Annotated in this window: 17 protein-coding genes; 9 read left to right on the top strand and 8 right to left on the bottom strand. The window is 47.4% G+C overall.

The window, feature by feature from the left end; all coding sequences use genetic code 11:
- Positions 1 to 145: 145 nt before the first annotated feature.
- The 7 genes from RT717_RS07705 to RT717_RS07675 all read right to left on the bottom strand — a co-directional run bounded on the left by RT717_RS07705 (position 146) and on the right by RT717_RS07675 (position 7,792).
- Positions 146 to 2,272, bottom strand: coding sequence for a multicopper oxidase domain-containing protein (locus RT717_RS07705; RefSeq protein WP_317491156.1), 2,127 nt, complete (start codon positions 2,270 to 2,272; stop codon positions 146 to 148).
- A gap of 4 nt (positions 2,273 to 2,276) precedes the next feature.
- The gene (locus tag RT717_RS07700) at positions 2,277 to 2,753 is read right to left on the bottom strand and encodes a DUF3347 domain-containing protein (protein ID WP_317491155.1); all 477 of its coding nucleotides are present in this window, start codon (positions 2,751 to 2,753) and stop codon (positions 2,277 to 2,279) included.
- Between the two features lie 14 nt (positions 2,754 to 2,767).
- Positions 2,768 to 2,980 carry a heavy-metal-associated domain-containing protein gene (locus RT717_RS07695; RefSeq protein WP_317491154.1) on the bottom strand — a complete coding sequence of 71 codons (213 nt, stop codon included), beginning with the start codon at positions 2,978 to 2,980 and terminating at the stop codon, positions 2,768 to 2,770.
- Between the two features lie 85 nt (positions 2,981 to 3,065).
- Positions 3,066 to 4,121: a flavin reductase family protein gene (locus RT717_RS07690; protein WP_317491153.1), complete on the bottom strand. Its 1,056-nt coding sequence runs from the start codon at positions 4,119 to 4,121 to the stop codon at positions 3,066 to 3,068.
- Between the two features lie 94 nt (positions 4,122 to 4,215).
- Positions 4,216 to 6,474, bottom strand: coding sequence for a heavy metal translocating P-type ATPase (locus RT717_RS07685; protein ID WP_317491152.1), 2,259 nt, complete (start codon positions 6,472 to 6,474; stop codon positions 4,216 to 4,218).
- A 73-nt stretch (positions 6,475 to 6,547) separates the two neighbouring features.
- Positions 6,548 to 7,132 carry a helix-turn-helix domain-containing protein gene (locus RT717_RS07680; protein WP_317491151.1) on the bottom strand — a complete coding sequence of 195 codons (585 nt, stop codon included), beginning with the start codon at positions 7,130 to 7,132 and terminating at the stop codon, positions 6,548 to 6,550.
- A gap of 75 nt (positions 7,133 to 7,207) precedes the next feature.
- A complete protein-coding gene (locus RT717_RS07675) occupies positions 7,208 to 7,792 on the bottom strand; it encodes an AraC family transcriptional regulator (RefSeq protein WP_317491150.1) in 585 nt (194 codons plus the stop codon).
- Positions 7,793 to 8,166: 374 nt separating this feature from the next.
- Here RT717_RS07675 and RT717_RS07670 point away from each other — a divergent pair, with 374 nt between their 5' ends.
- The 3 genes from RT717_RS07670 to RT717_RS07660 all read left to right on the top strand — a co-directional run bounded on the left by RT717_RS07670 (position 8,167) and on the right by RT717_RS07660 (position 11,251).
- Positions 8,167 to 8,841, top strand: coding sequence for an ArsR/SmtB family transcription factor (locus tag RT717_RS07670; protein WP_317491149.1), 675 nt, complete (start codon positions 8,167 to 8,169; stop codon positions 8,839 to 8,841).
- A 148-nt stretch (positions 8,842 to 8,989) separates the two neighbouring features.
- A complete protein-coding gene (locus RT717_RS07665) occupies positions 8,990 to 10,294 on the top strand; it encodes an MFS transporter (RefSeq protein ID WP_317491148.1) in 1,305 nt (434 codons plus the stop codon).
- Between the two features lie 168 nt (positions 10,295 to 10,462).
- Positions 10,463 to 11,251 (top strand): hypothetical protein, encoded by a 789-nt coding sequence (locus tag RT717_RS07660; RefSeq protein WP_317491147.1) that lies wholly within the window; start codon positions 10,463 to 10,465, stop codon positions 11,249 to 11,251.
- Between the two features lie 106 nt (positions 11,252 to 11,357).
- Here RT717_RS07660 and RT717_RS07655 read toward each other — a convergent pair whose 3' ends face one another.
- The gene (locus RT717_RS07655) at positions 11,358 to 14,501 is read right to left on the bottom strand and encodes a VPS10 domain-containing protein (RefSeq protein ID WP_317491146.1); all 3,144 of its coding nucleotides are present in this window, start codon (positions 14,499 to 14,501) and stop codon (positions 11,358 to 11,360) included.
- 379 nt (positions 14,502 to 14,880) lie between these two features.
- Between RT717_RS07655 and RT717_RS07650 the strand changes: the two genes are divergently transcribed.
- The 6 genes from RT717_RS07650 to RT717_RS07625 all read left to right on the top strand — a co-directional run bounded on the left by RT717_RS07650 (position 14,881) and on the right by RT717_RS07625 (position 20,939).
- Positions 14,881 to 15,675, top strand: coding sequence for a sulfite exporter TauE/SafE family protein (locus RT717_RS07650; protein WP_317491145.1), 795 nt, complete (start codon positions 14,881 to 14,883; stop codon positions 15,673 to 15,675).
- 134 nt (positions 15,676 to 15,809) lie between these two features.
- Entirely contained in the window at positions 15,810 to 16,385 is a 576-nt protein-coding gene (locus RT717_RS07645; RefSeq protein ID WP_317491144.1) for a YeeE/YedE family protein, read from the top strand.
- A 21-nt stretch (positions 16,386 to 16,406) separates the two neighbouring features.
- Complete coding sequence (locus RT717_RS07640) at positions 16,407 to 16,919, top strand: DUF6691 family protein (RefSeq protein ID WP_317491143.1); 513 nt, start codon at positions 16,407 to 16,409, stop codon at positions 16,917 to 16,919.
- Between the two features lie 16 nt (positions 16,920 to 16,935).
- Entirely contained in the window at positions 16,936 to 17,994 is a 1,059-nt protein-coding gene (locus tag RT717_RS07635; protein WP_317491142.1) for a c-type cytochrome, read from the top strand.
- A gap of 5 nt (positions 17,995 to 17,999) precedes the next feature.
- Entirely contained in the window at positions 18,000 to 19,433 is a 1,434-nt protein-coding gene (locus RT717_RS07630) for an OprD family outer membrane porin (protein WP_317491141.1), read from the top strand.
- A 99-nt stretch (positions 19,434 to 19,532) separates the two neighbouring features.
- Entirely contained in the window at positions 19,533 to 20,939 is a 1,407-nt protein-coding gene (locus tag RT717_RS07625) for an MBL fold metallo-hydrolase (RefSeq protein ID WP_317491140.1), read from the top strand.
- Positions 20,940 to 21,093 lie beyond the last annotated feature (154 nt).

Here is a 21,093-nt window from a genome sequence, read left to right as displayed (position 1 = left end):
AGGAAAAAATCAACTACCAAAGGATAACGAGCTCACGGCCAGCCGAATCGCCGGAAAAAAGCACTCCTCTCCCTGCCATCATCTTCAAATGATGGTTTTTTAAATTCGTACGTGTTGGTTAATACAATTACTGGAAAGCCCGTACTTAGTAGGTCAGCGACAATCCACCACCCCACTTCATATCGCTGTCGTAGTGTGTGGAAAGTGACCAGTACTTGGTAATAATATACTTGGCCCCAACGCTATATTCCATGTCAGTGTTCCATACGCCCCAAAGCCTGACTCGGGAAGAAACCGGTATGTCCTCACGAGCGAACTGGATGCGAACATTCCCTGTGTGGTCGACCCTAAGGTCTGTTTTTACAAACCAGGGCAGCGTGTATTCCAGGCCAAAGCATATTACGCTTCTGTTATCCTTTGTGTTGCGAATTCCAAAAATATTTTTCTCATCGCCCTCCACCGATCTGCTGCGGACATCCCAACCGGCATAGGGCATAAAGAATTGGTTTCTGCCAATATACCTCCCAATATGACTCTCAGATTCTTGCCCTGTGGTTTGATTGAACCCAAGCCGCCACTCCGTTTGTAGCGACCAGCGGGTATTGGCCACCCAAACCTCTCCATCGCTCCCACTGCTTTCAAGGCTAATTTCTGCGCCGGAATAGAAGCGCCGATCATCATGATACACCTTTCGAAGGGCCTTCTTAGGGTTGCCTAGCTCAGGATTTGCCGGACTGCCTTCGTAGGAAAATATCCTGCCCATGCCCGACATCATATGGTAAAGAATATGGCAATGAAAGTACCAGTCACCGTACTCTTCAGACGCATGGAACTCGATGGTGTCGGTTTCCATAGGCAAAATATCCAACACCGTTTTCATCGGCGAGTAGGTGCCTTGCCCGTTCAGGGTTCTGAAAAAATGGCCATGCAGGTGCATTGGATGCCGCATCATTGAATTATTGTAGATCACAATGCGCACATTTTCACCTTTCCGGATCAGGATTTTGTCTGTTTCGGAAACAGTCTTGTTATCAATTGACCACACATACCTATTCATGTTGCCAGTAAGCTCAAATTTTAGCTCACGGGTGGGCACATCGGGCAAAGTAGTTTCCACAGGTGACTTCAACATGCTGTAGTTGAGGGTAACGGTAGGCTCGCTGCTGTCCACAATCTCGGGGTACATCACAGTATTCATGTCCATTTGCTGCAAACTCATGTTCATGCCCATGTCTTCCATTTTGCCACCTACGGTCATCATGTCATTCATCATTTTCATTCCTTCAAAGTACTTGAGCCGTGGCATTGCCCCCGCAGGAACCTCCTTGTCCTCACCCAGCCAAAGAGAGGCGCTTTGGGTGCGGTCTTCCGAGGTGGCAAGGAATTCATATTTTCCAGCACCAGGTATTGTGACGACTACGTCGTAGGTTTCTGATACGCCCACAATCAATCGGTCTACCTCCACCGGCACCACGTCGGCCCCGTCGTTGGCAACTACCGACATCTTGCCGCCGGAAAATTTCAGCCAGAAGTAGGTAGAAGCGCTGCCGTTGATAATCCTGAGCCTCACCTGTTCACCTGCGGCAAAAGCGGCCGCCTGGGCTGGAAGCCCATTAAGCAACACTCTTTCATAATACACGTCGCTTACGTCCATGGCCATCATCCGCTTGAATTCGTTGCCGAATTTCGTGCCCAGGTGATGGGCTTTGCCAGCCTCCCAATAACTCTGGGCGGCTCCCTTTTTTATGGCATACCAATCGGTCGCATTGTGCAGGGATCTCTCAATCTGATTGGGGTTTTCATTGCTCCAGTCGCTGAGCAGCATGGTATATTCCTGCATCGGGTCAGTCTCCCTTTTGCTGATAATGAAAGCCCCATACATGCCGAGTTGCTCCTGCAGCATGGTGTGCGAATGATACCAATAAGTGCCGCTCTGAACGATGGGGAAGCGAAAAATATGGGTACTCATGCCCTTGACCGGCGTGGTGGTGAGGTATGGAACCCCGTCTTGCTCGTTTGGCAGTATCAAGCCATGCCAGTGGATGGATGTTTCATGGTGCATTTTGTTATGCACATGAATTTCAGCTGTATCGCCTTCGATAAAATGCAGTGTCGGTGCTGGTAGCTGACCGTTGATGGCTATGGCCATTTTTGCCTTGCCGGTGTAATTTACCACCGTATCGGTGACGGTCAGGTCATACCTCACCAGCTGTTGCGTAAATGCCGACCCAAACCCTGGCAAACATGCTAAAAATAACAGCAGTTTCTTCATCAGTCTATTCATTGATCTTGTCGTCCACTTTGCCACAACCAAGCATCTGACTTCCATAAAATGGATTTCGAATAGCCACCTCTGCGCTTAGCCAATAGCTCTGTTTCATGGGACAGTAGTCATAGAAAACCGTTCTGCCTATTGCGTCAGATCCTTTGACCAATGGCCACAGTTGCTGCGAAAGTGCAGCAAGGCCAGCTCTTTGCTTTTCAACCTCCTTTGCACCTGCAATGACCTGTGCCTGCTTTAGTAGCTCAGCGCTCACTGCTGAAAACGCTTTCTTATCGGTCTCACTCAGCGTCGCTAAGTCGACTGTCGTAATTGTTGCCACTAGCTGACCAGCGCCAGTCGACGCTTGCTTAACGTCACCTTTTACAAGGGCTTCCTTCACCACCAGATAGTCATTAAGCATCTGGTTCATTGATCCGCTTTGAGCTGAAAGGCTGCCCACAGAAAGGGCAGCCCCCAGCAAGAATAGCATCGCTTTCACCGTGATTAGCTGATTACTTCTGCTACGTAGCCTGCTTTTTGCATTGCCTGGCTAATCTGCTCAGACGTAACTCCTTCAGCATGAACCGTAAGAATTTTCTCAGGATTCTTGAGATCAACTTCCCATTTTTCAGCGCCGGCTGCTTCATTAAGGAAAGGGGTCACTTTTTCGATACACCCAGTACACTTGATGTTTGATTTGAACTTTAATGTTTCCATTTTATTTTGAATTTAAATTGTATTGTAAAATTAGCTTGTTTGTGATTCGGGATCGTTACACAATTCCCGGCTTGTATTTCATAATTCAGGTGTAGGAAAGCGTGATAGCCTCTGAGCCTGGTTTTCCGGAGCAAAGAAGCACATATCCCTCCTTGAGTTGACTGTCTGTAAGGGCATAGTTTTCAACCATATTGACTTTGCCTGAGAGCAGCTTCACTTTGCACGCTCCGCACATGGCCTCCTTGCATGAATGTGGAAGCTGCAGGCCTTTATTGAGCCCTGTTTGCAGAATGAACTCATCGCTTGATAGCTCCAGAGAAAACGATTCAGCCCCCTTCAAAAAAGTAACCTCAGACCTTCTCACATTTGATTCTGCTTCAAATTGGCTCAAAGCAACTGTGGGCTGATACGACTCACTGTACACTTTACTCAGGTCAAAATTCAGCGCTTCAAGGTCCTTCAATATGGCTTGCATCATCGCCTCAGGGCCACATAGATAGATTTCAGTTGCGTCACTATATCCGCTGTCTAAAAAGGCAGCCAGCCTGGCTTTATTAATATAGCCATGATGCACATTGTCCATCTGGCGATTGGCTTCCCACTTTTGCAAAAAATGAATCACGCTGAACCTGCCGGGGTTTTGCGCCTCGAGCTCATCAAGCCGATCTCCAAAAATGACAGTATCAGGCTCCTTGTTAGAATAAAGCAGGGTGACCAGCGGCGGCGCTTGCTGCTGAGATTTGGAATTAAGAATCGTCTTGATCATGGAAAAAAGGGGGGTAATTCCGCTTCCTCCTGCGATGAAGATCATGTGCTTGACAGGACTACCTTCATTTCTCAGCCCAAACCTGCCTGCTGGCTCACTTACGGTGAGCGAATCACCTTGCCCCACCGTTTCAACCAGCTGCCTGCTCAGGCGTCCACCGGCCATCTTTTTGATGGTTACTGAGGGCCGTTCACCAGCCAGGGGTGATGAAGAAAAAGAGTATGACCTGCTGATCGTTTCATTGTCTACTTCACCATAAATGTTAATGAACTGACCTGGTGAATAATTGCGTAACGAAGGATGGTTTTCAAATTGTAAAGTGATGGCATCCCTGGTCTCACGAATAACTTTGTGGATTTTGACGCTGTTTTCCATGATAAAAAATGTTTGTTGGAGCAGACTCTTCCAAGCCCGGCATCATTTGATGCCGGCAACTTGAAAGGGTTGCAATTTTTGGGTTTTTGACTTATTAAATCTTAGCCACCTTCAGCCTTAAACTGTTGGCGACAACTGATACTGAACTAAAGGCCATGGCTGCACCTGCGATCATTGGATCCAAAAGGAAACCATTGATGGGGTACAAAACTCCGGCAGCCAACGGAATGCCTATCAGGTTGTAGATAAATGCCCAGAACAAGTTCTGACGTATGCCCATGACGGTCTTTTTCGACAGCATCAGCGCTTTGGGAATTACGTTAAGGTCACTGGTGATGAGGGTCATCTTGGCAACGTCCATCGCTATGTCGGAACCTTTCCCCATGGCGATGCTGACATCGGCCTGCGCCAGCGCATGCGAGTCGTTGATGCCGTCCCCTACCATGCCGACTACTTTTCCTTCAGCCTGCAGGGCCTTGACAAACTCCGCTTTTTCGGAAGGCAATACTTCAGCCTTAAAATGTTTCAACCCTACCTGCTTCGACACCGCCGCCGCCGTCTCGTTATTGTCGCCTGTCAGCATATATACTTCAATGCCACGCCCTTGCAGCGTCTGGATCGCTTCCTTAGAAGTTGCCTTGATCTTATCGGCAATAGCCAATACAGCAATCACTCGCTTGCTATCTGTGAAATAGACCACTGTGTTCGCCTTATTTTGCCATTTAGAAGCTTCTATCGACAGGCTGTCGTCAATGATAATGTTTTTTTCAAGCACTAGTTTTCGGTTGCCCACGTAGTAAACTTCCTCTCCACTTGTTGCTGTCACTCCCCGACCTGTCAGGCTGTCAAATCCTGTGATCGATCCCTCCGCTACTTTTTCTTCCTTCAGCTGATTGACAACTGCCTCTGCCAGCGGGTGCTCACTTTGGGATTCCATGCTAAGCAATATCCCTTTGTGGTTATCCAGATTTTCATCGCTCAGCCATATCGCCTCAGTCACAGCTGGCTTGCCTTCCGTGATCGTACCGGTTTTGTCAAGAATGATGGCATTCACCTTGTGCCCCAGCTCCAGGCTCTCCGCATCTTTGATGAGGATATTGTTCTCAGCACCTTTGCCAACGCCCACCATAATGGCTGTTGGGGTGGCCAGCCCAAGCGCACAGGGGCAGGCAATAACCAGCACAGTGATAGAAGCAAGCAGCGCCATGGTAAAGGCGTTGTCGCCACCAAAAATCATCCACACAATAAAGGTAAGGATAGAAATTCCCAGCACTACTGGCACAAATATGCCGGCAATTTTATCCACCAGCTTTTGAACAGGTGCTTTGCTGCCCTGGGCTTCCTGCACCATTTTGATGATGCTGGCAAGCACAGTTTGTCCGCCTACCTTTTTCGCCACCATTCGGAAGCTGCCTTTTTGATTGACAGTGCCTGCAAAAACTTTGGCTCCGGCTGTTTTTTCCACTGCAACAGGCTCGCCGGTGATCATACTTTCATCCACATACGATTTGCCCTCGGCCACTTCGCCATCAACCGGGATTTTCTCCCCGGGTCTTACAATCAAAATATAGCCTTCTTGCACCGAAGAGATGGGAATTTCTACTTCCTCACCATCTACAATGGCCTTTACCGTTTTGGGCTGAAGGCCCATCAGCTTTTTGATAGCAGAAGAGGTGTTTGACTTTGCCTTTTCTTCCAGAAGCTTGCCCAGCGAAATGAAGGTGATAATAACCACGGCCGCCTCGAAGTAGACATGGGCATGGATCCCTCTGCTGTGCCAGTACTCCGGAAATACAGTATTAAACACGCTAAATACGAAGGCGATACCGGTGCTGAGAGCCACCAGAGTGTCCATATTCGCTTTGCCATGCTTGGCTTGCTTCCAGGCGACGACAAAGAAGTTCTTGCCAAAGTAAAACAGGATGATAGCTGAAAGCGCCATGGATATCCACTTGCCAGCTTCCCAGTCCATAAAAAACATGCCGATCACCACCACTGGCAGTGTAAGTATCGCCGACCAGGTCAATCTCTTTTTGATTGACTTATAATGCTCCAGCTGCAGTTGTGCCTGCGCCTCCGACGGGTCTTCCACATCCACAATGAGGTCGTATCCAATCGACTGCACGGCCTGCCGTAAATCTTCCACTGATGCGACAGTGTTGTCGAATTGCGCCCAGGCAGTTTGGGTGGCGAAATTAACGCCTGCCCCCACTACTCCTTTGGTATTGGCGAGCATCGACTCCACGCTTACTGCGCATGCAGCGCAAGTCATTCCCGTAACGGGAAAACTTTCTTTTGTGAGTTTGCCAGATAAATTATCTGTATCCACTTTGTTTGCTTCTAATGTTGTCATTCTATTTTGAGTTTTTTCTATGCAAAGGTACGTTCGGTGCCGACAATCAGCTTTACATCATTTTGGGATTGCATTACATAGTTTCCATAGCTTCCCTTGCCTTGAGTTTGACTGACCGCAGTGGTTTATAAGCTGATGTATTTAAACCTGTTGTCTTCTTAAATTGAAAAGAAAGATGATGCGCACTGCTGAACCCGGTTTTAAAAGCTATTTCCGACAAACCAAGGTCAGTATAAACAAGCAACTCTTTTACCTTTTCAATTCTTAGGGCGATGGCATATCTCTCTATTGTGTTTCCTTCATGGGTCACAAAGAACTCACTTAAAGAATCATAGTTTTTTCCAAGTTGGCCCGACAAATAAGATGAAAGCTTTGCGGTTCTGGCTCCATCTCCATTCTTACTGAGCCACTCCTCGATAGACTGTTTTATTTGAGAAAGTAATTGCTCGTTTTTATCCGTTATCAGTGCAAACCCCAGCAGGCTCAGCAGGTCTTTTACGCTGCCTTTTTCTGTGTTATCGACGGGTTTTGCAAAAATTACCTTACCAAGGGCAACATGCTCTACAGGATAGCCGTGGGATTGTAGCAGCTCTTTGATAGTGAATATGCACCTGTTGCACACCATCCCTTTGATATTGATCTCGGTAAACTGTTCCATGCTATTTTGCTTTGTACAAAGTTGGGAACAATAGCCATGGGGGGCGTTACATAATCACCAGATTTGGTTATATGATTATATGATATTGTCGAGAGGAGTTCTAATATCAGTTTGTCGGGATTCTTTGAATTCGGTTGGTGTGAGCCCTGTTATTTTCTTGAACTGCGAGGAAAGGTGGGCCACGCTACTGTAGCCTAGTTTGTAGGCAATTTCTTTCACTGAAAGCTCATCATAAAACAGAAACTCTTTGACCTTTTCCACTTTTTGCCTGATGATATATTGTTCCAAAGTAATTCCGGTAACAGAAGAAAAAAGACTGCTCAGATAGTTGTAGTCGTAGTTCAGCTTGTCCGAAAGATAGTGCGACCAGTTAATATTGACTTCAAAATTTTCGTGATGGTGTATGGCATCAATCACTGCGGCCTTAATTTGCTCCAGCAGCTGGCTTTTGCGGTCATCGATGCGCTCAAAGCCGTGCTTTAGTAATAGAGAGTCGAGTGCAGAAAGCTTGTCGGCAGAGACAGAGTCAGCAGCCAGTTTCACCTCGCCAAGACTGATGGAGGCAGTTTCAAGTCCTGCTTGCTGAAAGATTTGATCCACCACCATGATACAGCGGTTGCAAACCATGTTTTTGATATGAATTGATTTTTGGTCTTTCATTGGGAAAATGCCAGGAGTGATTTTTGACAATGTCACGAGCACTGTGCGAACTCATATCGCACCATATCAGTAAAGCACAGAGAGGTCAATTTAGTTTGTTTGTCATGAAATAAGTGCGGAATCTACCATTTCTTTAAGTTGGGCTCCAAGTAACATATTGAAATTCACAGCCTCATTTCTGCGCTGAAGCGAGTGTTCTAAAAAAGTTGAAATTATTGGCGCTACTATACCCTGAGTTATCTTTCTGATTATTAATTACTTGCCTTGCTCTTAGCTATACATCCAATGGGTATATGTTTCATCTATTCAATAATTATATTGAATAGTAGAACTATGATTTCACTTTCATCGTTACTGAGGCAAAACAGCTCCAAATGGATAAGAGAAAGTTTAAAAACAATGTTTATGGTGAACTGGCCAAAGTCACCAAAGCATTAGCTAATCCGCACCGAATGGAAATACTTGACTTATTGGCACAGGGTCCATATACAGTTGAGGCCATCGCTTCGCATTCAGAAATGACCATTGCCAATACCTCCCAGCACTTGCAGGTAATGAAAGGTGCCAGGCTGGTTCAGATTACCCGCAAAGGAAATTTTATCTACTATCACCTTACGAATGAAAGGGTGTTTACTGCCTGGAGAGCGCTCAGGGAGCTTGGTATACACAGTAATGCCGAAGTCGAAAAGCTAATGCGTGACTACCGCAGGGGGTATCATTCTATGGAGCCAATTGGTACAGAAGAGCTTCTCGGGAAACTAGCGTCGGACGATGTTGTTTTGCTCGATGTCCGGCCTGAACAGGAGTATCAGCGTGGCCATATTCACAGGGCTCTTTCTATTCCCATGGAGCAGCTTGCCAAACGTATCACCGAGCTATCAAAAAGCAAGGAAATTATTGCATACTGCCGGGGACCTCTTTGTGTTTTTGCCGACGAGGCTGTAGAGCTACTCCGGGGCAAGGGCTTTAACGCTAACCGCATGGAAGAGGGATTCCCGGACTGGGCAGCCATGGGCCTGCCTATTGAACCAACGCCCACTGAATTCTGACCACAATGAAAGGAGAAACAATTTCTGTACAAACACTCCGGAGGATGCTTGACAGGCACGAGCCGCTCTTTATGTTGGATGTAAGGTCACCAACCTGCGGAATTGAAAGCCGACGCCAATCGCTGTGCAATTGCTTGACATGTCTTAGATGCAATTGGGCTTAAAAGAAAACTGGAGACAATTCACGCTGTTGGTTTTGGTCAACGCATTCGTGGGTGGAATGGTGGGCCTGGAGAGAACGGTGGTCCCACTCGTCGGCACTGAGGAATTTGGCATTGGCTCCGAGATGATTATTTTTTCTTTCATCATCGCTTTTGGTGTGGTTAAGGCCATTACAAACCTCGTTTCTGGTGTGCTGGCTGACCAGCTCACTAGAAAAAAAGTGCTAATACTTGGCTGGTTGGTAGGAATTCCTGTCCCATTCCTATTGGGCTGGGGGCCAGCGTGGAACTGGATTATTTTAGCAAATGTGCTTTTGGGTATCAGCCAGGGCCTGGCCTGGTCAATGACGGTCAACATGAAGATCGATCTGGTTGGACCTGCAAGAAGAGGACTGGCTATGGGCTTGAACGAAGCCGCCGGCTATGGCGCCGTAGGGATAACAGCGCTGCTCACGGGATACATTGCTTCGTCGTATGGTCTGCGACCTGAACCATTCTACATAGGCATCTTTTACACAGCAGCTGGTCTGATTATTTCTGTGTTTCTGATTAAGGACACCAGAGGCCATGCACAAATGGAAGCTGCACAACTAAAAAAAACCAATGCCGACGAAAGTGAGAACAAGCCCAATCTGCTATGGGTGTTTGGTGAAACTAGCTGGCGCAATAAAACCTTGTTTTCAGTTTCCCAAGCAGGCTTGATCAATAATTTAAACGATGGCATGTCATGGGGTGTGTTTCCGTTGCTCTTTGCATCAGTGGGTGTGGGAATAGAGGGCATAGGCTGGATCAAGGCGGTTTACCCCGTCGTGTGGGGCCTCGGTCAGGTGATCACCGGCCCATTGGCTGACAGGATTGGAAGAAAACCATTGATCGTTTGGGGCATGATGGTTCAGGCTATTGGTCACGTCGTTATTGGCTTTGGTGCCTCATTTCCACTTTTTACCGGCCTGGCGGGTTCTGTATTGCTGGGCATTGGCACGGCAATGGTTTATCCAGCCCTATTGGCAGCAGTGAGTGATGCAGCGCACCCCTCATGGAGGGCTTCCTCTGTAGGCGTCTACCGTTTTTGGAGAGACATGGGCTATGCCGCTGGAGCTTTAATGGCAGGCATTGTTGCCTCTTTCTTAGGGCTAACATGGGCTGTACATGTGGCCGGGCTGCTTACTTTTTGCTCAGGACTTCTGGTTTGGAGGAAAATGAAAGAAACATGGAATAGATACTATTGCCACGGATTTGAAATTGCAAGTCACGAGCCACTCTTTACGCCCACTCCAAATCAAGATGACTAACAAATGCTTAAATTTTTCATTGACGTGAAGTTGCTTCTGCCAATCGAATCACTTTTTTGTTTTCGCTGGCATTTGTTGTTGATACAGCGTGCCAATGTCGTACATGCAGGCCCTGAACTTTTCATTTCACACTGCAACCTTTGCGCCACAAAGGCTGTCTTATGCTCCATGAAAAGCTCGAAATTTACTTCAAGTCTGTTGCTGGTAGTGGCAGCCTTGACACTACAATCATGCTATGAATATGAGCCAGCACCATCACCGGTAACGCTCCGTGCCCAAAAGTTGACCTATTCCTTTGGCTCCAGCAAAAGCTACCGAACCCTGACGTATGATGCCGGCGGGAGGCTAACGACCATTGTCTCCGGACTAACAAACCCGGAAGACGGAACCTTTGAATCTACGCATAAGCTTTCCTATAGCCGCAATTTGCTAAGGTCAGCGAAGTCAGATGACCAAACCGTCATTTCATATGAATACTCCTACAGCTCCTCCGACATTCTTACTGAAACCAATGCCTATCTGGGCAATGATCTTTACGAGTCTCACAAGTATTCGTACGATGGACTGGGCCGACTAATAAAAGATATCACGTGGACGAGAAATACTACAACCGGCACACTTCAGAAGAACTATCAAATTGAATACAAATACGACAGTCACGACAACCTCATTGAGGAGCGGCGTTCTGGCTACAATGGCTCAGCCTTTGTTCCCGCATCCACTATTGCTTATCTAAATTTCGATACAAAGAAAAACTCCGAGCACTTCTTCATGAGCAGCCTTCATCATCCATTTGTGATATTTTTTCAGAATAATCCTCAAACACAAAAATTAACCAATGCCAACGGCATCTCTGCTGTACAAAAATTCACCTATGAGTATAATGACATGGGTTGGCGATTAAAAAATTTATTGCAGGTAGCGATGCAAGTTTTGAATACAAATTTGAGCTGGTGAATTGAGGTTCAGATGGCTTTTAATTCGGAATGGAAGGAGAAAAAAAACAAAAAGCTGATCAACGTCGATCAGCTTTTTGTTCAGGCACCTGATACTTCATGCGTGCTTAGTCTTTGGTAACCCTCACGGCTCCTATGCCCGCCTCCCATAGGCGCCTGTTGAAGGCAGGAGCATCGGTATTTATCAATTCATCGGCCCGCCCCTTCAGTTGAGCCCATTCCTCCATCAGCACCCTGAGTTGGTCTCTATTGGGTTGATTAACCCTCGGAATATCGCTCTCGGTGGCATTGACCAGGAAGAGGAAGTTGGCAGTGAACTTGTTAGGGAAGTTCTCCACATCGTCGTATGCCTTCGATTTGCGCTGCACCATGTCTTCATCCCAGGCTTTCATTTTGGCAACCAGGGCCTCGCCGTCCGTCTTTAGAGCTACAAATGATTCACCTGCGGGCAAATCTTTTAGCACGCCTTCGATCTGACTTCTTAGGTCAAGCACTGTATTGACTTTCTTGTGCATCTCATTCAAACTGCTCTCCATGCCCGTCATGAACGTGTGGTATTCAGCATAAGTGGCAGGCGTGGTTTCATAGAGCGGGTTGGGAAGGATTTTGCACTCGCTTTTTGCCTCCTTGCCTGGGTATTTCAAGGTGATAGAGTAAGTGCCCGGCGAAGCCTTGTGCCCTCTGTAACCTCCTTCTACATAGGCACTTGGTGCGCCTATCATCGTTGCATAGCGCATATCCCACACAAATCTGTTGATCCCCTTAGACTTTGAAATTGTAGGTTCTGGAGAAGGGCCACCGGGGTATGACTGAAACTTTGGATCCTTTTCGGAGCTAAGCGTACGCACAAGGTTGCCCTGAGCATCTCTTATTTCAAGCGTTACTGCGACAGAATCGGCCAGCTTCGGTAGTTCGTAGTAGATAATGACGCCATTAGCAGGATTCACGCCTTCCAGCAAGTTGGTGCCATCAAATTCAGCCGAGGTGCGGTTCAAAGGGCTTCCCCAATTGCCAATCACCGCATCGTCGGGTTTGTAGAGCTTGAGCGAATTGGTCAGACCACTATACTGGCCAAGCACACCAAGGTCATCCAATATCCAGAAAGATCTTCCGGAGGTAGCCACTACGAGGTCGCCCTCTTTCACTTTCAAATCCATGATTGGCGTGATAGGAAGATTGAGCTGGAAAGGCTGCCAGGAAGCTCCATCATTCCACGATATATAGAGGCCCTTTTCGGTACCGGCATAGAGCAGACCTTTTTTGGCCTCGTCTTCCCGCACTACTCTTGTGAAAGAACCATAAGGAATGCCTTTGCTGATATTGATCCAGGTTTTGCCATAGTCCGTGGTTTTATAAATAGCAGGCGTGTAGTCGTTGAACTTGTATCTGGTTGTTGCGATATAAGCTGTAGCCTTATCGTGCGGAGATACCTCAATTGCATTGATCAGACATTCTGCCAAACCCTTAGGTGTTACGTTGATCCAGCTGGCACCATTGTCTCTGGTTACATGCACAAAACCATCGTTGCTGCCTGTCCAGATCACGCCTTTTTCGTGCGGTGATTCGATCACGTAACTAAGCGCACCGTAGTTCTCTGCACCTACAGCTTCAACGGTATAAGGGCCTCCGCCTTTACCCTGCTTTTCGTCAATATTCCTCGTCAAATCAGGAGAAACTTCTTCCCAGGTAACGCCTTTGTCTCTCGTTCTCAGCAGGTATTGCGCACCATGGTAAAACGTGCCCGGCTCATGTTTCGACCAGATGATCGGCGCATTCCAGTCATAAAGGTATTTCATATCACGGGCTGCCATACTCAAATATTGTATCGGTGCGGCCATCACTCCAGTTCCCGCTTTGGATTTCATGTCCAGTATCTCAATGGTGCCGAGGTAGCTGCCTCCCATTACGTAGCGTGGGTCGTCGGGGTCAAAAGCCAGAAAGGCACTTTCACCGCCGGCCGATCTTGTCCAATCTCTTTCGCCAATGCTGTAAGAACCTAAGGACATGCTGGCGATTTTCACGGAACTGTTGTCCTGCTGGCCAGCGTAAATATTGTAAGGAAACTCGTTGTCAACGTTGATTCGGTAAAACTGGGCCGTTGGCATATTGTCCAGTGTCGTCCAGCTTTCTGCCCGGTTGAAGGTGATGGCAGCTCCTCCATCGTCTGCCAACACCATGTTTTTGGAGTTATTCGGATTGATCCACAAGTCATGGTGATCTCCATGTGAAGTAGAAAGCGTTTCCCAGGTTTTACCACCATCAATTGAACGCAAGGCCTGAGCGCTTAGCACATACACTGTGTTTTCATCCTGCGGGTCGGTAAAGACTTCAATATAGTACCACGCTCTTTGCAGCAACCGGTGGTCGCCGCTTACTTTGTTCCAATTCTTGCCGGCATCTCCTGACACAAACAAGCCTCCCAGCTCCTTATCAGAGTCGCTTTCCATCAGCAGAAATACTTTTTCGGGATTGGCTCTGCTCACCGATATTGCCATTTTACCCATTTCCTTTGGCAAGCCTTTGTGTATCTTCTCCCAGGTAGCTCCACCGTCGCTTGATTTATAGACGCCACTACCGGGGCCTCCGCTCACCACCTGCCAGGGCATGCGCTGGTGGTGCCACATGGTGGCGTACAGCACCTGCGGATTGCTCATGTCCATAGAAAGCTCGGAGCAACCGGTGAGGTCATTCACGTACAATACCTTTGTCCATGTCACTCCGCCGTCCGTGGTTTTGTAAATTCCCCTGTCCTGTGTTGGCCCGTGCAGGGCTCCTTGAGCTGCCACGTAAACGATGTCAGGGTTCTTAGGATGAATGACAACCCTGGCAATGTGCTGCGTTTTTTCCAGCCCTATTTTCTTCCAGGTCTTGCCTGCGTCGGTCGACTTGTACATGCCGTCGCCGTAAGACGTCATCACACCTCTCGGCGCATGCTCACCCATGCCGACATAAACCACATTGGGGTCACTTTCCGAAACAGAGACAGCTCCTACTGAACCCATTTCAAAAAAACCGTCAGATATATTTTTCCAATAGGCACCGGCATCGTCGGTTTTCCAAACGCCTCCACCAGTGGTACCCATGTAATAGGTGAGCGGGTCGCCAACTACGCCACTGGCGGTTACTGAACGACCTCCACGGAAAGGCCCAATATTTCGGAATTTTAAGGTTTGAAAGACGCTGTCAAGGTTTTGGCCGTACGACATAGATGCCGAAACTAACAGCAGCAGGAGTAGCCTGAGATGCTTCATTTTTAGATTGATTGTTGTTAAGCGCTCAATATAGCAACAATCCGTCATGTTGGATAAGTCTATTTTATGAACCGCATGAGGAGATAAAACTGATTTTTGTCAGTTTTTTTCAACAATATTCTGTCCTCAAAATCAGCATCCGGAGCTTCTGCAATCAGCTGAAAATGAATTTGGTAAGTCTCTAAAACCCGGTACCACAATTGGCTATCCAAAGCATCGCTCTGCTCCAATGTGACATTTGTTACTGAAGGCGCTCCTAGCCGCCGATAGTTTTGTCTCAGTGTAAAACGGCCAACTGTCAAGAAAACCGTGGGTATTGATGCGGTGATCATTTGGCTCTTCAACAACCATAAAAACATCATTTCAAAACAAGGAGTATATGGAATTAATTGGATTTTCGGCCTCAGTCATCATGGGACTATCACTGGGGCTTATTGGCGGGGGAGGCTCCATTCTAACAGTGCCAATCCTTGTTTATCTCTTTGGTGTGGATCCGGTGGCTTCAACAGCCTACTCGCTCTTCGTCGTGGGACTAACAAGTTTGGTAGGATCAGTCAGTCACTTCAAAAAAGGCAATGTGGATTTAAAAACCGCATTCATCTTTGGGCTGCCGGCCATCATTTCTGTTTACAGCGTACGCAAGTTTCTGGTACCGGCCATTCCGGACACCATCATGACGATTGGGTCATTTACCTTGACAAAATCACTATTTGTGATGGTGTTATTCGCAACCCTCATGCTGTTGGCGTCCATCTCAATGATCAGAAAGCCCAAGAAGAAGGAAGAGGAGCAATCAGACACGCATTATAACTACCTCATCATTCTTGCTGAAGGGCTGTTGGTGGGAGGTATAACGGGACTCGTAGGAGCCGGAGGCGGCTTCCTGATCATTCCGGCGCTGGTTTTGATGGCTGGTTTGCCGATGAAAAAAGCAGTCGGGACATCGCTCCTCATTATAGCAATGAAGTCACTGATCGGGTTTACTGGCGACCTAAGCGGAGCACTCATCATCGACTACAAATTCATGCTGATCTTCTCGGCTTTTGCTATCGTGGGCATATTTGCGGGTAGTTATCTCACCAAGTTTATCCCTAATGAAAAGCTCAAGCCGGTATTCGGATACTTCGTGTTGATCATGGGCTTTTACATCCTCGGAAAGGAACTTCTTTTCTAATTCGAGACGCACCCAAACCAGGCAGTTAGCTAGCCGGGAGGTTGCCCCATAGAACAGCAATATCGTCAGGGGCTCAAGAAGCTTTCTCCTCGCCCACACATTTCTAAAACTATCATCTAAAACATATTCTATCCATGAGTTTATTTGAAATCATTCTTCAACCGTGGCCGTGGTACGTAGCGGGCGCTTTAATTGGCCTTACCGTACCAACACTATTGCTGCTTGGGAACAAGCATTTTGGCGTGTCTTCTTCTCTTCGTCACATTTGCGCAGCCTGTGCTCCTGCCAGCATCCCCTTTTTTCAATACAATTGGAAAAAAGAAAGCTGGAACCTCTTTTTTGTAGGCGGAGTGCTGCTGGGTGGTTTGGTGGCGTCGGTTTGGCTTAGCAACCCTCAACCGATCCAAGTAGCTCCTGCCACAGTTGCCGATCTCAAGTCCCTCAACATCACAGTCGACAACAATTTGATGCCAGCCTCCATTTTCACCATCGATAACCTATTAACACTCAAAGGACTCTTCTTCTTTGTCATCGGCGGGTTCATGGTAGGCTTCGGCACACGCTATGGTGGCGGCTGCACATCCGGACATGCCATCATGGGCCTGTCTAACCTGCAATGGCCATCGTTGGTAGCCACTTGCTGTTTCATGGTTGGTGGCTTTGCAATGGTTCACCTCGTCTTTCCATGGCTCTTTCAACTTATTGCTTAAACTCTCATTCCAATAAAACTCATGAAAAACTCAACTCAGATCTCAGACACGCAAACCGTAACCATAGAGCATCCCATTGAATGCGAAGCACCCAATGACCAAATCTCAGAGGACAACCACTTTACATCCAATATCAAGTACCTTATTGTCGGTCTGGCATTTGGTATTGTCTTCGTAAAGGCTGAAATCATCTCCTGGTATAGAATTCAGGAAATGTTCCGGTTGCACTCCTTTCACATGTACGGCGTGATAGGAACTGCTGTAGTCGTAGGTATTCTCTCTGTTTGGGCTATAAAAAAATTCAAGATCAATACCCTACAGGGAGAAAAAGTAGTTTTTCACGACAAGAAATTTCACTGGGGCAACGTCATCGGTGCGTTGATATTTGGTCTTGGTTGGGCCATTACCGGCGCCTGCCCTGGTCCGCTTTACGCCCAAATAGGCAGCGGTTTTTCTGTCGTGACAGTTACGCTTATTAGCGCAATAGCCGGCACATGGGTGTATGGGCTACTACGTGACAAACTACCTCATTAATGGTAAATTATACTCCATGAACCAGCCATCGTTTAACCCAAAACAAATAATCAGTTTACTGAATTTACTGATTGTCGCCGTGCTATTGTTGCTGATGGCATCAGGTGGCCTCATTGCCTCCCTGATGATCAAGCCCGCCAAGTTGCCGGCAGTGGCAGCCACTCCGTCCACAGCCAAAAAGACTATTCAACCCGCTAGTGCCAAGTCAAGCACGCTTTGGGAGGCACCGCTTGAAAGTAGCCTTCCGGCAGGAAGCAAGGGGGAGATGATTCGCTATGGCAAAGAGCTGATTGCTCATACTTCTCTTTACCTGGGCCCGAAAGGAAAAGTGGCACAAATCAGTAACGGTTTAAACTGTCAAAACTGTCATCTTCAGGCAGGCACCAAGCCTTTTGGCAATAACTATGGTGGTGTAGCCAGCACCTACCCTCAAGTGAGGGCCCGGTCAGGTAGGGAAACAAGTATCGCCGGCAGGGTCAACGGTTGCTTTGAGCGAAGTCTCAACGGACGGCCTTTGAAAGAAGATAGCAAAGAGATGCAGGCCATTGTTGCCTATATCAAGTGGCTGGGACAGGATGTGGAAAAAGGCAAAAAGCCAGAGGGTGCGGGTTTGGTGACACTTGCGTACCTCGATGAGCCCGCCAATCCAGCCGCTGGCAAGCTCCTTTATGAGCAAAAGTGCGTCGTTTGTCATATGGAAAACGGTGCCGGGCTGGCCAATGGCGATGGCACAGAATACGTTTACCCTCCACTTTGGGGTGCTCACAGTTACAATCAGGGAGCAGGCCTTTATCGGCTTTCAAAATTTGCTGGCTATATAAAAGCTAATATGCCTTTTGGAGCTACCTACGATAGCCCACAACTCTCTGATGAGGAAGCCTGGCACATTGCAGCCTATGTGAACAGCCTGCCCCGCCCTTCCAAAGATCTCAGCAAAGACTGGCCCGACATATCTAAAAAGCCCATCGACCACCCCTTTGGGCCATACACCGACGGCTTTGAAGAGGAGCAGCATAAGTATGGTCCATTTAAACCTATTGAAGAAAAAAGGCGAGGTCAGGCGGTCTCAAACTAGCAATCATGCATCGTATATTTTTGATTACCACATTTTTACTGACAACGCTAGGGTTAGCGTCAGCCTATGCACGACAGACCGATCCGGCCTGGCTTTCCGGGGAGCTCAGTTTTGAGAAAAAGGCAGCAGCAGATACTCTTAACACAAAGCTCCACTCCTATGGAACCTTTGAAGGCCACCTAAGAAGCTTTTCGATGGCCACTGTCAACCACAACGACTTCCCTGACTACTATGCCCAGGGTGTTGGCGTTGGTTTGGGCTACTATTCTCCGGTGATTAAAAATTTCCAGGTAGCCGTAAGTGGCTTCTTTACCTACAACCTGGCATCCAGCAGTTTGGGCAATCAGCCCCCGTTCAATAACCGTTACGAGGTAGGCTTGTTTGATGTATTGAATCCCGACAATCGCAGTGACCTTGGCAGGGTGGAGAACCTGTATCTGCGATACGTTCTGTCAGCAAAAAGCAAATCTTACATTCAGATTGGCAAGTTTGGGTTAAAAACGCCGATGATAAATCCTCAGGATGGCAGAATGATGCCCAACCTTCAGGAGGGTGTTTGGGCCGATATAAACGAGTGGAAGAAGGTTAAGCTGAAGGGTGGATGGCTGTGGCGCACCTCACCCCGAAGCACCGTGCGGTGGCTCAGTATCGATGAGTCGATAGGTGTTTACCCAGTAGGCAGGGCTGTTAACGGCGCTAGGGCTGAGTATGCCGGACATCTCAGCTTGCCTGGAATAGCCATCGCAGGCTTTACCTATCTACCCAATAAAAACTTGCAGGTGAGTGCCTGGAACTATACAATACCAAAACTATTCACGACCAGTTTACTTAACGGAGAATGGACAAAAGAGACAAACGCTTCGAAATGGTCTCTTGGAGGACAGTACCTTTTCCAGCAGTCTATGTACCAGGCCGATCTGCCTATCGAACAACAGTACATCAGCGAGGGTGAGCAGGCACATGCCTTTGGTTTGAAAATAGGCCGGACCAACCTTTCAACCAAAACGGGATGGAGCCTGAACTATACCCGAATTGCGGCAACGGGGCGCTTTCTGTTTCCTAGGGAATGGGGCATTGAACCCTTTTTCACATTTATGAACCGGGAAAGGATGGAAGGCGCTGGAGACGTTCATGCTGTGACGGTCAAAAACACGCAGTTTTTGGATGAGAACAAAAGGCTTTCTCTTCAAAGTATGGCTGGAGTTTTCAGCATGCCCGCTTTAGATTCTCCTGCATTGAATAAGTACAATATGCCCAGCTTTTATCAATTAAATATGAGGGCCAAATACAACTTCGGGGGATTTCTTTATGGCTTGCAAGCCGACCTTATGTATGTCTACAAAGGCGCTCTTGAAAAAGACTTACCAGAAACACCAGCTAATTTTCACAACAAAGTAGACATGCATCACATTTCGCTGGTGTTTGACTACAATTTCTAAACGGCGCAAAAAAGCTAAGAAAAAAGCCCTGTGTGACAAGAATCACTGAGAAAGACACGCTTCAGTCCGACCTTTACAATAAATTAAAACTAAATAAACATGTATTTCCAGCACGTATACGACAAATCACTCGCCCAGGCCAGCTATTTCATTGGGTGCCAGAAAGAAGGTGTAGCTATTGTTATTGACCCCAAGAGGGACGTTGACACCTACATTGAGATCGCCCGGCAAAATAAGATGAAGATAACCCACATAGCAGAAACGCACATACATGCCGACTTCCTTTCGGGATCAAGAGAGTTAGCCGCTCTTACTGGTGCCGAAATGTATCTTTCCGACGAAGGAGGAGAAGGCTGGCAGTATGAATTCCCTCATGTCGGGTTAAATGATGGTACTATTTTCAAAGTTGGCAACCTGAAGTTTGAAGTATTGCATACACCAGGCCATACACCAGAGAGCATCACCTTCCTGCTAACCGATGTCCCCGCCAGTGATAAGCCCGTAATGATGTTCACCGGCGACTTTGTATTTGTTGGCGATGTAGGAAGACCCGATTTACTTGAAGAAGCTGCCGGTATCAAAGGAACCAAGGAAGTGGGTGCAAAGCAGATGTTCAAATCTGTTGAGCGTTTCCGTCAACTGGCGGAGTACATTCAGGTGTGGCCCGGCCATGGCGCAGGTTCTGCATGTGGCAAAGCCCTCGGTGCCGTTCCTAGTACCACAGTAGGCTATGAAAAAGTAAGGAACTGGGCGCTTCAGCATGAAAATGATGAGCCTGGATTTGTGAAATACTTGCTGGAAGATCAGCCGGAGCCCCCCAAGTACTTTGCGATGATGAAAAAGCTGAACAAGGTCGACAGAAAGCTGATGACTGAGGTGCCAGCACTGAAAAAACTATCCAAAGAGGATTTCAAGGCAGCCATGGACAAGGGCATTAAGGTCATTGACACCCGAATGAAAACTGATTTTGCCAAGGGCTTCATCCCGGGATCTATCAATATTCAAGGCAACAATGCTTTTGCCACCTGGATGGGCTGGATAGTTTCATACGACGAGCCATTTATCCTTATTGCGGATGAAGCTACTCACGATGACCTTACCCGTAAACTAATGCGCATAGGCCTCGATAATATTTACGGGTACGTTCCTGGTGTTGAAGTTTGGGAAGAACTAGGCAACAAACTTGAAAAAGCGAGTGTGATCTCACTCGATGAGTTCAAAGACATCCTGAAAACAAACCACACCCAGGTAGTGGATTTGCGTGGAGCCGCTGAGTACAAAACAGGACATATTAAAGGAACAGACAATGTGTTCATCGGGACGCTGGAGAAGAACCTTGACAAGATCAAAAAAGACCAGCAGGTAATTATCCACTGTCAGTCGGGCGACCGGTCTTCGATTGGTTACTCAATCCTGGCTAAAAACGGCTTCAAAAATGTGAAGAACTATTCAGGCGGCATGGGTGAATGGGCGAATGCCGGTGAGCCCGTTGTTACCAACAATTAAACAACAATAACTCAAAGTTGTAGCTGCTTCGCAAAGGGTGATTCATCATCCCTTGCGAAGCAGCTTTTTGTTTAGATCAAGCAATATTTCCGGGGGATTGATTTTTGGCATGGGTATTTTGTGCTTGCATAAAAAAGCAAAAGGTCCAAGCCTG

The sequence above is a fragment of the Imperialibacter roseus genome (genome assembly GCF_032999765.1).
In the GTDB taxonomy this organism is placed as follows: domain Bacteria; phylum Bacteroidota; class Bacteroidia; order Cytophagales; family Cyclobacteriaceae; genus Imperialibacter; species Imperialibacter roseus.
The sequence above is the reverse complement of the archived record's forward strand: the minus strand, read 5'-3'. Positions and strand labels throughout refer to the sequence as shown.

What these genes read in the sequence shown, in the direction of transcription:
- RT717_RS07685 (WP_317491152.1), bottom strand. Translation starts at nt 6,474, where the DNA reads ATGACAACATTAGAAGCAAACAAAGTGGATACAGATAATTTATCTGGC.
- RT717_RS07705 (WP_317491156.1), bottom strand. Translation starts at nt 2,272, where the DNA reads ATGAAGAAACTGCTGTTATTTTTAGCATGTTTGCCAGGGTTTGGGTCG.
- RT717_RS07630 (WP_317491141.1), top strand. Translation starts at nt 18,000, where the DNA reads ATGCATCGTATATTTTTGATTACCACATTTTTACTGACAACGCTAGGG.
- RT717_RS07655 (WP_317491146.1), bottom strand. Translation starts at nt 14,501, where the DNA reads ATGAAGCATCTCAGGCTACTCCTGCTGCTGTTAGTTTCGGCATCTATG.
- RT717_RS07675 (WP_317491150.1), bottom strand. Translation starts at nt 7,792, where the DNA reads ATGAAAGACCAAAAATCAATTCATATCAAAAACATGGTTTGCAACCGC.
- RT717_RS07645 (WP_317491144.1), top strand. Translation starts at nt 15,810, where the DNA reads ATGAGTTTATTTGAAATCATTCTTCAACCGTGGCCGTGGTACGTAGCG.
- RT717_RS07700 (WP_317491155.1), bottom strand. Translation starts at nt 2,753, where the DNA reads ATGCTATTCTTGCTGGGGGCTGCCCTTTCTGTGGGCAGCCTTTCAGCT.
- RT717_RS07650 (WP_317491145.1), top strand. Translation starts at nt 14,881, where the DNA reads ATGGAATTAATTGGATTTTCGGCCTCAGTCATCATGGGACTATCACTG.
- RT717_RS07665 (WP_317491148.1), top strand. Translation starts at nt 8,990, where the DNA reads ATGCAATTGGGCTTAAAAGAAAACTGGAGACAATTCACGCTGTTGGTT.
- RT717_RS07670 (WP_317491149.1), top strand. Translation starts at nt 8,167, where the DNA reads ATGGATAAGAGAAAGTTTAAAAACAATGTTTATGGTGAACTGGCCAAA.
- RT717_RS07625 (WP_317491140.1), top strand. Translation starts at nt 19,533, where the DNA reads ATGTATTTCCAGCACGTATACGACAAATCACTCGCCCAGGCCAGCTAT.
- RT717_RS07635 (WP_317491142.1), top strand. Translation starts at nt 16,936, where the DNA reads ATGAACCAGCCATCGTTTAACCCAAAACAAATAATCAGTTTACTGAAT.
- RT717_RS07640 (WP_317491143.1), top strand. Translation starts at nt 16,407, where the DNA reads ATGAAAAACTCAACTCAGATCTCAGACACGCAAACCGTAACCATAGAG.
- RT717_RS07695 (WP_317491154.1), bottom strand. Translation starts at nt 2,980, where the DNA reads ATGGAAACATTAAAGTTCAAATCAAACATCAAGTGTACTGGGTGTATC.
- RT717_RS07680 (WP_317491151.1), bottom strand. Translation starts at nt 7,132, where the DNA reads ATGGAACAGTTTACCGAGATCAATATCAAAGGGATGGTGTGCAACAGG.
- RT717_RS07660 (WP_317491147.1), top strand. Translation starts at nt 10,463, where the DNA reads ATGAAAAGCTCGAAATTTACTTCAAGTCTGTTGCTGGTAGTGGCAGCC.
- RT717_RS07690 (WP_317491153.1), bottom strand. Translation starts at nt 4,121, where the DNA reads ATGGAAAACAGCGTCAAAATCCACAAAGTTATTCGTGAGACCAGGGAT.